This is a genomic window from Leptospira andrefontaineae (assembly GCF_004770105.1).
GTDB lineage: Bacteria > Spirochaetota > Leptospiria > Leptospirales > Leptospiraceae > Leptospira_B > Leptospira_B andrefontaineae.
The window spans coordinates 214,898-227,534 of record NZ_RQEY01000012.1 but is presented as its reverse complement, the minus strand read 5'-3'; the positions used below and the strand labels follow the sequence as shown (position 1 = coordinate 227,534).

Below are 12,637 nucleotides of genomic sequence, written 5' to 3'. Positions count from 1 at the left end.
AAATCCGTTAAAAAACTTGAAATCTCTCAGTTTTTCTCATCCAATTACTACTGTCGAATAACGCATGGTGCAAAAACAAAAATTTCCGGCTTTACCTTTCAGATCTTTACTCTTCATTTCTTTTTTCTTATTCTCTTTTTATTCCCTGGGTTCTCAGGAAGAAGAGCCCATTCCTGGTTGGAAGGACCTGGATCTAAAAAGATTGGAATGGGAATCCGTACAAGGATTTAAACCAGAATTCAAATCCGGCTTCGAGCCTACAGAACCTGGGTATTTAAAAATAGAAAAATTCCCGATCGTTCTAAACCAGCTCTATAAAACTCCAGTATCAGACAAGGTCCAAGAGTTTACCATCCAGACAAAATTCAATTTAAACTTTGATCCTAAGGCCCAAGTTTTTTTGAATCCGATCCGACTTTATTTAAATTTTATAGGAGAGAACTGGGAAATTTACTTAAACGGTCATCTTCTCCAAAAAGAGATCCATTTGAACTCGGACAGAAAGATGCAGATCCGAAAAACTCTTAGGGATATGGAATTACAGGTGGACTCAAGTATCCTGCAAGCTGGAGAAAACAAACTAGTATTTCATATGTTGGGGGATGCACCAGCGGTTCATCTTTCTGAAGAAGATTATCCTGTACTTTCTCCTGTGTTCACACCTACGAATGTGGATCTTGGATTTTATTTAGATGGGGATTATACGTTAGGAGTTGAATACGATTTTTCTAAGAAGATCGGAGTTTTACTTAATCTAAGTTTAAATACGATCTATATATTTTTCGGATTGTATCATCTTCTTATTTTTTCAAAAAGAAGAACTGACAAATATAATTTATACTTTGGTGTTTTTTCGATCTCCATGGCGGTTTACTCATTGAGTAGATCCACGATCATTTTTGATTTTATACAAGATAGCACTTGGATTACAAGAATTGAATATGGTTCCGTATCCTTGCTCGCACCTTTATTTTTGCTATTTCTTCATGATTATTTTTACGGCTCTACTTTACCGAATAAGGCGATACTTGCTATTACTGGATGGAGTTTTGCAATATTCTTATTCTCCTTCTTCGCTCCATTCCAATATTTGATGATCAGTTTAAGGGCATGGCAGATCTCTATTCTGCCTTCTCTTATTTATCTATTGTACTTCATGGGAAAAGCCGTTTATCTGCGGAAAAAAGACGCTTCTCTTATGGCGATCAGTATGTTCATCATCGTATTCATCTCAGGTTACGATGTGTTGGATTCTATGTTCTTCCAGTCCGGAATTAGATTCACACAATTTGCATATCTTCTATTTGTAATTTCTTTAACTACCATACTTGCAAACAGGTTCATAGATCTATATAAACAATCCGAAGAATTGAACATTGAACTCAGCCATCAAAAACTGGAATTGGCAAGACAGAAGAATGCTTTCTTCCGTTTCGTTCCTATGCAATTCTTAAGTGTGCTTGGAAAAGATTCTGCGGTGGATGTAAACTTAGGAGATTCAGCGTTAAGAGAGATGAGTGTTCTATTCACGGACATTCGTTCTTTTACTACAATCTCCGAGAAGATGACTCCTGAGGAAAATTTTAAATTTATCAACGGCTATCTTGCTAAGATGGAACCTCTGATCCAAAAGTATGAGGGTTTTGTGGATAAGTTTATGGGAGATGCGATCCTTGCATTATTCTCCGCAGAAAGAGTGATCCATTCCGAGAACAATTGGGAAGGTAAGTCTGCGGCGGACAGGGCGGTTCTTGCAGCCATCGATATGAGAAGAAGGGTCCGAGAACTCGAAGAAGAAGTAAAGGGTAATCACGGACATGTAAAAGGTGTTCGGATCGGTATCGGAATTAATACAGGGAATCTGATGTTAGGGACTGTAGGTTCTTCCCATAGACTGGACACAACTGTAATTGGCGACACAGTAAACGTTGCATCTCGTTTAGAAAGTCTTACAAATTTGTATAAGGCGGATATCCTAATCACTCAAAATACTTTGTCTAGTCTTACTATCGCAGATGAACTTGCGATCAGAGAAGTGGACTCTGTGGTGGTCAAAGGGAAAAGCCAACCTATCATCATCTACGAAATTTATGAATCGGACGATCCTCATATTCGCAAACTGAAAGACGCTACTCTGGCTTTGATCTCTAGAGGGATCATTCTATATAAGGTAGGAAATTTTAAGGAAGCCTTGCAGAATTTCGAGCAAGCCCTAAAAGTTTATCCGGAAGATATAGTGGCCATTTTATATAGAAAACGTTGCCAAGAATATATAGAAGCTCCGCCGGTTGGGAATTGGGTCGGAGTACAACATCTTTTGGAAAAGTAGAAGAACGTTTTTCGCTTTCCATAAGACCAAAGGATCTTAAGAATGATCACCTATGATTTCTTATCCGGTTTATAAACTCATTCATATCCTTGGTATTTTATTCTTATTCTCCGCGTACGGTGGTCTTGCACTTCACGTATTAGGAGGAGGCACAAAAGAGAACGCTCCTAAAAAGTTTATCGCTTCCGCTCATGGAATTGGTATGACACTCATACTTTTGGGCGGTTTTGGAATGTTAGCCAGAATTGGACTTCTGACTAGTTTCCCTGGTTGGGTAATTGCTAAAATTGCGATCTGGCTGATCTTTGGCGGACTACTGACTGCTTATTATAAAAAACCTGAGTTCGCAAAAATACTTTGGTTCGGTCTTCCAGTGCTTGGTACATTCTCCGCTTACTTGGCTTTGTACAAACCGTTTTAAGTTTTTATAAAAAAGTTTTATCAGATAATCCCGTTTTCATTTTTGAGAACGGGAACAGAAATAAATGTGAAGGGATGAACTTATGGCAAAGGTAAATATTTCCAAGTTAGTCAAAAAACCGTCTTCTAAAAAAGATACTAGCTTAAAACCGATCAAAGATTTTTTAGGTTCTCGAAGTCTTCCTGCTCCAGTGGATCGTTTGGAAGATGTTCGTAAAAGAGCGAGAAGATTTAGAGATAAATTCTTATCGGGGCCACAAATAGTATATTACAAATCCTTTGATTTGGTCCGAGTGCCATATCCTACTAAATATGCTTTATTAAATGCATTTAGTCTTCCTACGCCGTTTCTTCATATAATCAACAGATTGTTTATTATCCAATATAAAACTTCCGAGGGGATTAAAACTCTACTTTTCTCTCCTTCTGACGTTGATGCAAATGCAGAAACCCCGTTTTTCAAAAGGCTTTCCCAGAGTTTCGGACCTTTTCAAAATATTGGAAGAAAGATCATGGCTCCTACCTTGAATACCGTGGAAGAATGTTTGAAACAAGTAGGACTTCCTCCGGAGAAGGTGGATTATATTTCTTTCGATCATTTACATACCCAGGATCTACGAAAATGGTTGGGAGCAAATGGGCAGCCTGGATATTTCCCGAATGCAAAACTTTTAGTCATGAAAGAAGAATGGAATTCCATCCAAGGACTTCTTCCTCCTCAATCCGATTGGTATTGTCCTAATGGTTCCGGTGGGATCTCTATGGATCGGGTCGTTCTTTTAGATTCGGATACCGAACTGGGCGGGGGAGTTGCTTTGATCAAAACTCCTGGGCATACATATGGAAACCATAGCCTGGTAGCAAATACCCCGGAAGGAATTTTTGTAACTAGTGAGAATGGAGTAAGTGCGGATAATTATAATCCACTCAAATCTCGTATCCCTGGCGTGCGTAAATATGCTAAAAATACCGGAATGGAAGTGATCTTAAACGGAAATACTTTGGAGATAGGTCTTGATCAGTACATCTCCATGGTTTTAGAAAAAGAGATTGCCGGTCCTTCTTTGCGAAATCCTGAATTTTATAATGTGATGCCTTCTTCCGAAATGAGCGGTTTCTGGCTTTTCCCCGGAACAAGTCCTACCTTCTCATTCGGACAATTAGAATTCGGTAATATAGTTACCCATTAGGAAATATACATGAATATACTCATCACTGGTGCAAGCGGTGGTTTAGGCAAAAATCTGGCGGAGAAAGCGTATGCTTTAGGCCATAATATTCTTCTTACCAATCTGAACGAAAAAGCCCTGAAAGATTACGTTACTAAACAAAAGTTTGATAAGAATAGGGTTTTGATCTCAAAGTTAGATGTGACTTCTCCATCCGATTGGAAGAAGGTTATGGATCTTGTTTATAAAAAATGGGGGAAGCTGGATATTCTGATGAATGTGGCCGGTTATCTTCTTCCTGGTTACATTGAGAATGTAAGTCCTAAGGATATAGACAGACATATCGATATCAACGCCAAAGGTTTGATGTACGGAACTAGAGAAGCTTCTATCCGAATGATTGCACAAGGGGGAGGGCATATTATAAATATTGCATCTTTGGCCGGTGTTGCCCCTATTCCTGGAATTTCTCTTTATTCTACTTCTAAATTTGCGGTCAGAGGATTTTCCTTAGCTGTTGCTCAAGAACTAAGACCCAAAAAAGTATTTGTAAGTGTGGTTTGCCCGGATGCTATCCAAACTCCAATGTTAGATCTTCAAAAAGATTATGAAGAAGCTTCCATGACATTCTCCGGCAACAGATATCTCAAAACGGAAGAAGTAACTGATATTATCTTTAATAAAGTGATCGCGAACAAACCTATGGAAGTTTTAATCCCTGGCTCCAGAGGATTTTTGGCTAAAGTCGGAAGTTTCCTCCCTGGTTTGAATGCATTACTCAGTCCTTCTCTTATGGGTAAAGGAAAGAAAAAACAGAAGACCTACAAAAAGAGTTAAGGTGGATCTTTCTTATTTTTTCAATTTGGCCGGGGTCACTGTATTTGCTGTGTCCGGTGCCTTGGCCGCTGCGGAAAAAAAGACCTATCATGCCGACGCATTCAGCGTGTTCTTCACTGGATTTATCACTGCGATTGGTGGTGGAACATTAAGAGATATTACACTCGGAAATTATCCAGTCTCTTGGGTTTCCGACTCCAATGTGCTTTGGGCTATATTTACAGGTTTTGCGATCACATTCATATTTCCTAGATTTTTGATCAGAATGAAAACCGGGATTTTCTTTTTCGATACGGTTGGGATAGGGATCTATACTGTGATCGGAACTAGGATCTCATTACTCAGCGGAGTAAATCCATTTGCAGCTGCTATCTTAGGAATGGTATCTGCAGTATTCGGAGGAGTGATCCGAGACACTCTCATTAACGAAGTCCCGATGATATTCAGAAGAGAAATTTATGCAACTGCATGTTTGGCAGGAGCAATCTTATACATTGTATTAGATAAATTCGAAGTGAACGGAAGTTTAAACACTGCTGTCTCCGCCTTACTTGTGATCATAGTTAGAATGATCGCAGTCCGATTTAATCTATCTCTTCCTAAATTCCGTTTGCCTGAATAGTCTAACATTCTAAAATCCGATCTGGTTTTTCAGAGGAGAATTTAGGATGTATAGAAAAGGGTCTAATCACGGATTACTTTGGATCTTTGCAGTCGCACTTTTACTAATTGTTTTTATTAAGCCCAAAGATAACGGCGCTTCTTACACCTCGTATTTCCAGGATCTAAATACTGAACTCAAACAAAATGGTCCAGGGAAACCGATCGTATTACTCGACTTAGATCGTTTGGATTCGAATCTAAAACTTCTGAAAGAAAAGATCAAACCACCTTTATCTTATAGAGTTGTGGTAAAATCTCTTCCTTCTTTGGATCTACTTAAGTATATCGTAAATGCAACGGGTTCCAAAAGATTGATGGTATTTCATTCCGGTGATATCATCATGTTATTGAATGATCCAGAATTCCAAAAATTTGATATTCTTTTGGGAAAACCGATGCCGATCGCCGCTTTGGAAAATATATACTCCAAAACCAAAAAAGAGAATTTTCAAAATGTACAATGGTTGGTAGATACTTCTACTCGCGTCAGTCAATACTTAGATTTTGCAAAGAAGAAGGACCTAAAATTAAAACTAAGTTTAGAGATCGATATTGGATTACACAGAGGAGGATTTTCTAAACCGGAAGATTCTATTTCCGCGTTGGAAATCCTACATACAAATCCTAAAAATCTAGAACTTTCCGGTTATATGGGATACGAACCACATGTTGCTTCTGTTCCCGTGATCTTTGGAGATAAGATCTCCGCCATGGAAAAGTCCCTCTTAAACTCATTAGATAAATATTCTAATTTCGTAAAGTTAGGAAAGGAAAAGTTCCCGAATTTATTCCAAAAGGACCTAATATTTAACGGTGGAGGAAGTAAAACTTATAGCTTCTATCAAAAAAATCCAGGAGTGGTTAACGATGTATCCTTAGGTTCCGCCTTGGTAAAACCTACAGACTTCGATGTGGAAAGTTTAGAAGAACATAGTCCTGCAGTGTATATCGCAACTCCAGTTTTGAAAAAATTAGAAGGGACTAAAATTCCTTTCTTGGAATCTTTATCCTTTCTATTTCCGATCTGGAATCCGAACCAAGAAGTAACGTACTTTATTTACGGAGGAGCATTCTCCGCGAAAAAAGAATCTCCAAAAGGACTCGAGGACAATTCTTTATTCGGGTCAAGCACCAACCAAAGTATTCTAAATGGATCTAAGGCGACTTCCTTAGATCCAGACGATCATGTGTTTTTTAGACCTACACAAAGTGAAAAGGTAATGGCGGAGATGGGAGAGATCTATCTGGTTCGTTCCGGCAAATTGAGTGGTACTTGGAAAACTTTTATCAATTAAGTTAAGATAACTCTCACAGTAGTTTTTGGAAAAAAGTTTTATTCTATGAAAGAACAAACTCTTTCGAATCGTACCATGGCAGGTTACGCTTCTGCAGAAGTGGGTATCACTGCCGTGGAAACCATGGCCCAGATCTATCTTCTGGATTTTTATGTTTCTACAGTAGGATTAAAACCTTCTTTATTCGGTTTGGCGATGTTGATTGCTATCTTATGGGATGCGATCAGCGATCCTATTATGGGATATATCTCAGATCGAACTAGTTTCGCAAATGGAAGAAGAAGGCCTTATATTTTAATCGGCGGATTTTTGCTTGGATTGGGCGCTTACTTTCTTTTCACCCCTCCTGAGTTGGAAACCCAAGGTCATAAGTTTTTGTACTTGGTAATCACATACTTTCTTACGAATACATTTATGACAATGATCGCGGTTCCTCATATTAGCTTAGGAGGTGAGATCAGTGTTACGCCTGGAGAAAGAAATCGGATCTTTGGTTGGAGATTATTTTTTGCTAATCTTGGTCTTTTGTCGGGACTACTTCTTCCTGCGATCTGGGTTTCATTCGGGAAAGACGGATTTGTATCCAGGAGTTTTTCTTCCGGGAGTATCTGGGTTATATTATGTTTTGTTTCTTATTTTTCTTATATTTTTACGAAAGGGAGAGATTTTCCATATCGTAAACCTTTAACAAACCATATTTCTGTCGGAGAAAATATCTTATCCTTTTTTCAATCTGCAAGTTTTATATTAAGAAATCGTTATTTTCTGCCTTTACTTTTAGCGTTTATAGTCGCAACTGCTGCAAGGACCTTAAATTCTTCTTTGGGACTTTTGTACTATAAGGAAAGATTACTGCTCGAGGATTCTCAAGTGGTGGTACGTATCCTTCTTCCTTTTGTTTTCTTTCTTACGATCTCTATTCCACTTTGGGTGTACTTAGCAAAAAAATTCGGGAAGAAGAGACCTGCATTTTGGGGAAGTTTCCTACTTGGAGTTATGACAATCATCTTGTATCCTATCTTGCCCCAAGGATCTTATGAGGTACCGTTGATTGCCGCATTTCTTGGCGGGATGTTTGCGGGATCCATTCTTCTTTTCGATTCGTTGGTGGCAGATGTAGTGGATTATGACGAACTTCTGACAGGAGAAAAAAGAGAAGGTGCCTATTTTGGATTTTGGAAGATGGCAACCAAGATCATTCGGGCTATCGGCTTCGCATTTTTAGGATTTTTATTAGAAACAATCGGATACCAGGCAGGGGCACAGATTCAAAACCCGGAACTTGGCTGGAGAATAACTTTAATATTTGGACCTATTGTAGGAAGTTTATTTGTTATAGCTTCTTTGATCTTTACCAGAATGGAACTGACTTCCGAAGTTCATGCAAAAATACAGGAACTTCTATCAAGAAAAAAGAATATTCAAAAAAGAAGAAGTTCCGGCACTCCGGCCGGATAAGTCTTTAATACTTGTACTTCTTCTTAATTTCTTTCAAAGCGTCTTGGATATGTTTTTGTCTAACCTGAGGCCTTAGGTTTTTGCGAATTGGAAGGTAACTTTCCGTGGTCGCAAGACTTTTATGACCTAAAAACTCCCTAATATCTTCCAGACTTTTGCCTTCCGCCAATTGGTGGATTGCTCTACTATGTCTGAGTGTAAACAAGGTAACTTGGGCTTTGATCCCTGCATACTTTGCCAGATCTCCGACTAAACGTTCTACGTTTCTGGAAGTCAAATGAGTGCCTTGGTATTTACCTGGAAACAAATAGGAACTTTTCTCGGTTCCAACTTCCTTTTCGAATTTCTTCAAGATCTTTTGTAATTCTCCATCCATCAAAACGGTTCTGTTTTGAGTCGGGATAGGGGAGTCCACTTTGATCGTTTTTTTAGAAAGATCGAATTGTCCCCATTTTAAACGAATGATCTCTCCCACTCGTAGGCCAGCATAATAGGCTAACGCACAGAGAAGATGGGATCTCGGAGACTCTGATGCAGTCTCTAAAAGAAGTGTAATCTCTTTTTGGTTCAGGACCTTAGGGGTTTTGTACTCCCTTGCAGGTCTTCTAAAGTCTTCGAATACGTTCATATCCAGAACTTCTTCAAAAAACATTTTTAAAGAACTGATGTTTATCTGGATCGTGGAAGATGAAACCTTCTTCTTCCTTAAATATTCTATGTACTTTTCGATATCTTTCGTAACTACTTTTTCCGCGGGTTTGTCCGCGAACAAAAGAAAGTCCAAATTATATCTTAGGTAAGTGTATTCGGTCGCCTTTTTATAATTTCTTTGCCGAATTACCTTTACTAGTTTCTCGAAGGAAGACTTATTCTTCTTCGGGACCTCCGTATCTATCATCTCGGACCTCTAGTGCTAACTGTATCATTTTTATATTTTGTGTATCCGGATGCCCTAAAATTCCGTATTCCGATCTGTTGGAGTTCCAACAGCGGATTTGAACTTTTTGGAATGATATTTTTCTCATCCGGTTATAACGAAGATTCTAATTCCATTAGAAAGTCGTAAAGATATTTATGATTTTTGTAATATCTTGTAAATTTGGGCGTTCAAGGAAAGAGCAGATCGCCCTATTTGTATTATGCCCAGCCGGATCTGCGTAGGATTTCCTCGCAGACTTCTTCCGTACTGCGGTCATCTAAGGCAATCTGGATATCCGAATGAGCCCTGTATTGAGGTAATCTGGATTCTAAAATTGTTTTATAAGAAAGAACGCTACTTAAAGGAGGACGAGTAGGATCGTTCTGGATTTTTTCCACTAAGTATTCGGATTTTCTGGAAAGGGAGATCACAAACGAGGTTTCTTTCAGTATATTTGTCTTTCTTTCACTTACAATTTCCTTACCAGATTCGTCTTGGTCGAATAAGATCCCACCGCCGCAATCCAAGATCAGATCTTGAGAACCTGAGACTTGTTTTAGGATTTGGAATTCTAGGTCACGGAAAGGTTTCCAATTTCCTGAATGTGATTTTACGAAGTCAGGAATGGACACTCCACCTGTCAGGTAGACAGCTATCATGTCTGTAGAGATTACCGGTTTGCCTGTGAGTTTGGAAAGTTTGCGGGAGATTTTAGATTTTCCGACACCTCTAGGGCCGATCAGGGCGATGTTTTTCAAACCGAGATCAACTCTTCGATATGTTTAGCCATCTCCGGTAATAGAGTGTAGTACATTTGCAGATCTCCCTCTGTCACACCTACGTTTTGTAAGGCTTTAGAAGAGAGTGGAATTTTCAAACCGCCTATGTCAATTCCCATTCCACCAAGGATCACGATACAATTTGCGATATGTACGATAGAGACTAGTTCCGGGAACTGAGTGGCCTTTTCAGGTTCAGTATAATATCTGGCTACTTCTATCAATTCCTCAGGGAAATTCCATTTTGCTAAAAGTTTTGCTCCTGCTTCCTGGTGAGTGTATCCGAAAAATTTTGCCTCCAAGTCTGTATAAGGCCCTTGGTAGGTTTGTAATTCGGTTCTGAATTGCATGAGTACTGTGGGAAAGAAATCTGCTAGTATTACTTTTCCTATATTATGAAGAAGTCCTGCAGTAAATACTACATCCTTATCCACTTTTAATTTTTTCTGAACTGCGATCCTTTTAGCAAGCTCAGCTACGATCAAAGAATGAATCCAGTTGGAATCCCCATCTACCTGATAACCTTTCAGTTCTTTTTTCAGAATCCCTTTGGTTTCGTTCAATAGAATGATTTCCTGTACTGTCTTAATTCCGAGGGTCATTAACGATTCTTGTACAGTTTTTACAGGTTTAGCAGGGCGGAAATATGCAGAGTTGGAAAGTTTGATCACTGCAGCAGTAAGTCCAGGATCTTTAGAAATTTCCTTAGCCAGGTCTGCGATGACTACGTCCGGTTTTCCCGCCATCTCCATAACTTTACTTACTACGGAGGAGATTTTAGGAAGCTGGGCTTCGTTTTCAAAAAGTTGATCTATCTTTTCTTTCATTCCGTTACCTGACTTTATAAAGGTACTTTTCGAATCCGCCCTTCTTCAAAAGGATCCTGCCATCATCCAAATAGAGACTAATCGTTCTGCCTTCATGGCCTCCGACGTCTTCCACTAGTAACGTTATTTTTTCTTTATCTAAAAATTCTTTTGCGACACTTACGTTCAAATCGCCAATGTTCTGTAGGAAACTCGAGTTCATTCCCTTGAACATGGAAGCTCCTCCGAATAGACGAGCGAAATATTCCCCCTTACCACAACCTAACTCCGTCATTCTTTTTACCAATTCCGGAAGAGCAGTTTCTGCATACTTATGGGGATTTTTGGAGGAATCTTTTCCGGAAGGATCTTTGGCGAGCATGATATGGGCCATAGCTCCTACCTTCTTCTCCGGAGAATAAAAAACGACCCCGATGCAGGAACCTAATGTGGTGCGGATCATGGAAGGAGACTGGCCTCCTTGGATATCCGCGATCCCGACGTTTATAATTTTTACGTCTTTATTGAGCATACTTTCTGTCAGTAATAACCGGGTAGTATTTTAGGATCATTGAAGTTCCTTCAAATCTTTTTTCCCGGAAATTTTACCGGGCGGGAATCGAATTATGTGACGATTTAACCCTCTAAAAATCTTGTGGGAATTCCCACTCTTTTAGGAAAAATAGAGTTTCATATCATCCAGCTTAAAGGAAACTGTATGTAAAGAAAGGAAATCGACCCTCTTGCAAACAATCGCCTCCTCCGAACCGATCCGCACCTTGGAATTAAACGGTTCTCAGATCACAATTTTGGGAACGGCTCATATTAGCCAAAAAAGTATAGATGAAGTTTCTAGAATTATCCAAGAAGAAAAACCGGACACGGTCTGTGTGGAACTTTGTGCTTCTAGAATGAGATCCGTTCAGGATCCGGATCATTGGAAAAAATTAGATATTTTCAAAGTGTTTAAGGAAAGAAAGATGTGGCTCCTTCTTTCCAGCCTAATCCTTTCTTCTTTCCAGAAAAAACTAGGCTACGGAAACATTCGTCCAGGTGACGAAATGAGAAAAGCGATCGAAGAAGGAAATAAGATCCACGCTAAGATCGTACCAGTCGACCGGGAGATCTCCACTACTCTAAAAAGGGCATGGTGGAACGTAGGTTTCTGGAGTAGAATGATGTTATTCTCCACCTTGGTTAGCTCACTCATTGTTAAAGAAGAGATCTCTCCTGAAAAAATAGAAGAGATGAAATCCGATGATGTACTCAAGGATCTATTCTCACAACTTCCTGCCAGATATCAGTCCGTTAAAAATGTGATCATAGACGAAAGAGATGCGTACCTAGCGCAAAGGATCAGACAACAAGCTGCAGTAGGTAAGAAAATTTTCGCAGTAGTTGGTGCAGGACATTTAGAAGGTATCGTAAAACATATCGTAGAAGATAAGGATATTGATCATTTAGATATTCAACCTGTAAAAGGTTTCTGGGATCGAATTCGTCCTTTATTATTTCCTGCGATCATTATCTCCGCATTCACTGCACTTTACTGGTTCGGAGGAAAGGAAGAAGGTCAAGAATTTTTAATCAGATGGATCTTGGTTAAGGGAACACTTGCCGCGATCGGTGCTATCATCGCACTTGCACATCCAGTCTCCATTCTTCTTGCATTTATTGCTGCTCCAATTGGAAACTTTAACCCGATCATCAAACCGGGTTGGGTAGCGGCTTTATCTGAATCTTGGTTTAGAAAACCGTTGGTAGAAGATTTCGAAAGATTAGGAGAAGATACCGAAACTTTCGGCGGATATTGGAAGAATAAGGTAACTCGTATCTTCTTAGTATTTATGCTCCCTCAGATTGGAAGTAGCATCGGGACATTTATCGTGTCTAAACAGATTTTTGATAAAATCCTAAAATTTGTAGGCGCTTTTTTCTAAAATTTGCAAACGATTTGTAGCC

At 39.2% G+C, this 12,637-nt stretch carries 12 protein-coding genes; 8 read left to right on the top strand and 4 right to left on the bottom strand.

The window, feature by feature from the left end; genetic code table 11:
• Positions 1-64: 64 nt before the first annotated feature.
• From EHO65_RS08010 to EHO65_RS07980, 7 genes are all read left to right on the top strand, one after another.
• The gene (locus tag EHO65_RS08010; protein ID WP_135773598.1) at positions 65-2,329 is read left to right on the top strand and encodes an adenylate/guanylate cyclase domain-containing protein; all 2,265 of its coding nucleotides are present in this window, start codon (positions 65-67) and stop codon (positions 2,327-2,329) included.
• 52 nt (positions 2,330-2,381) lie between these two features.
• Positions 2,382-2,750 (top strand): hypothetical protein, encoded by a 369-nt coding sequence (locus EHO65_RS08005; protein WP_135773597.1) that lies wholly within the window; start codon positions 2,382-2,384, stop codon positions 2,748-2,750.
• An 82-nt stretch (positions 2,751-2,832) separates the two neighbouring features.
• The gene (locus EHO65_RS08000) at positions 2,833-3,939 is read left to right on the top strand and encodes an MBL fold metallo-hydrolase (protein ID WP_135773596.1); all 1,107 of its coding nucleotides are present in this window, start codon (positions 2,833-2,835) and stop codon (positions 3,937-3,939) included.
• Positions 3,940-3,948: 9 nt separating this feature from the next.
• Positions 3,949-4,755, top strand: coding sequence for an SDR family oxidoreductase (locus EHO65_RS07995; protein ID WP_135773595.1), 807 nt, complete (start codon positions 3,949-3,951; stop codon positions 4,753-4,755).
• A gap of 1 nt (position 4,756) precedes the next feature.
• The gene (locus tag EHO65_RS07990; RefSeq protein ID WP_135773594.1) at positions 4,757-5,377 is read left to right on the top strand and encodes a trimeric intracellular cation channel family protein; all 621 of its coding nucleotides are present in this window, start codon (positions 4,757-4,759) and stop codon (positions 5,375-5,377) included.
• A 46-nt stretch (positions 5,378-5,423) separates the two neighbouring features.
• Positions 5,424-6,713, top strand: a complete 1,290-nt coding sequence (locus EHO65_RS07985; protein WP_135773593.1) for an alanine racemase — start codon at positions 5,424-5,426, stop codon at positions 6,711-6,713.
• Between the two features lie 45 nt (positions 6,714-6,758).
• Positions 6,759-8,171 (top strand): MFS transporter, encoded by a 1,413-nt coding sequence (locus tag EHO65_RS07980; protein WP_135773592.1) that lies wholly within the window; start codon positions 6,759-6,761, stop codon positions 8,169-8,171.
• Between the two features lie 4 nt (positions 8,172-8,175).
• Here the strand turns inward: EHO65_RS07980 and EHO65_RS07975 are convergent, their stop codons facing one another.
• The 4 genes from EHO65_RS07975 to EHO65_RS07960 form a co-directional block, all read right to left on the bottom strand.
• On the bottom strand, positions 8,176-9,069 hold the full coding sequence (locus tag EHO65_RS07975; RefSeq protein WP_135773591.1) for a tyrosine-type recombinase/integrase: 894 nt from the start codon (positions 9,067-9,069) through the stop codon (positions 8,176-8,178).
• 239 nt (positions 9,070-9,308) lie between these two features.
• Positions 9,309-9,848: a shikimate kinase gene (locus EHO65_RS07970; protein WP_135773590.1), complete on the bottom strand. Its 540-nt coding sequence runs from the start codon at positions 9,846-9,848 to the stop codon at positions 9,309-9,311.
• Entirely contained in the window at positions 9,845-10,696 is an 852-nt protein-coding gene (locus tag EHO65_RS07965) for an HDOD domain-containing protein (protein WP_135773589.1), read from the bottom strand. Before EHO65_RS07965 ends, EHO65_RS07970 begins: the two co-directional genes overlap by 4 nt.
• 4 nt (positions 10,697-10,700) lie before the next feature.
• The gene (locus EHO65_RS07960) at positions 10,701-11,207 is read right to left on the bottom strand and encodes a chemotaxis protein CheD (RefSeq protein WP_086445808.1); all 507 of its coding nucleotides are present in this window, start codon (positions 11,205-11,207) and stop codon (positions 10,701-10,703) included.
• 211 nt (positions 11,208-11,418) lie between these two features.
• Here EHO65_RS07960 and EHO65_RS07955 point away from each other — a divergent pair, with 211 nt between their 5' ends.
• Positions 11,419-12,615: a TraB/GumN family protein gene (locus EHO65_RS07955; RefSeq protein ID WP_135773588.1), complete on the top strand. Its 1,197-nt coding sequence runs from the start codon at positions 11,419-11,421 to the stop codon at positions 12,613-12,615.
• Positions 12,616-12,637: the final 22 nt, after the last annotated feature.

Bases quoted from the DNA above. Each gene is read 5' to 3' on its own strand.
- EHO65_RS08005 (WP_135773597.1), top strand. From the start codon at position 2,382: ATGATTTCTTATCCGGTTTATAAACTCATTCATATCCTTGGTATTTTA.
- EHO65_RS08000 (WP_135773596.1), top strand. From the start codon at position 2,833: ATGGCAAAGGTAAATATTTCCAAGTTAGTCAAAAAACCGTCTTCTAAA.
- EHO65_RS07975 (WP_135773591.1), bottom strand. From the start codon at position 9,069: ATGATAGATACGGAGGTCCCGAAGAAGAATAAGTCTTCCTTCGAGAAA.
- EHO65_RS07985 (WP_135773593.1), top strand. From the start codon at position 5,424: ATGTATAGAAAAGGGTCTAATCACGGATTACTTTGGATCTTTGCAGTC.
- EHO65_RS07995 (WP_135773595.1), top strand. From the start codon at position 3,949: ATGAATATACTCATCACTGGTGCAAGCGGTGGTTTAGGCAAAAATCTG.
- EHO65_RS07980 (WP_135773592.1), top strand. From the start codon at position 6,759: ATGAAAGAACAAACTCTTTCGAATCGTACCATGGCAGGTTACGCTTCT.
- EHO65_RS07960 (WP_086445808.1), bottom strand. From the start codon at position 11,207: ATGCTCAATAAAGACGTAAAAATTATAAACGTCGGGATCGCGGATATC.
- EHO65_RS08010 (WP_135773598.1), top strand. From the start codon at position 65: ATGGTGCAAAAACAAAAATTTCCGGCTTTACCTTTCAGATCTTTACTC.
- EHO65_RS07965 (WP_135773589.1), bottom strand. From the start codon at position 10,696: ATGAAAGAAAAGATAGATCAACTTTTTGAAAACGAAGCCCAGCTTCCT.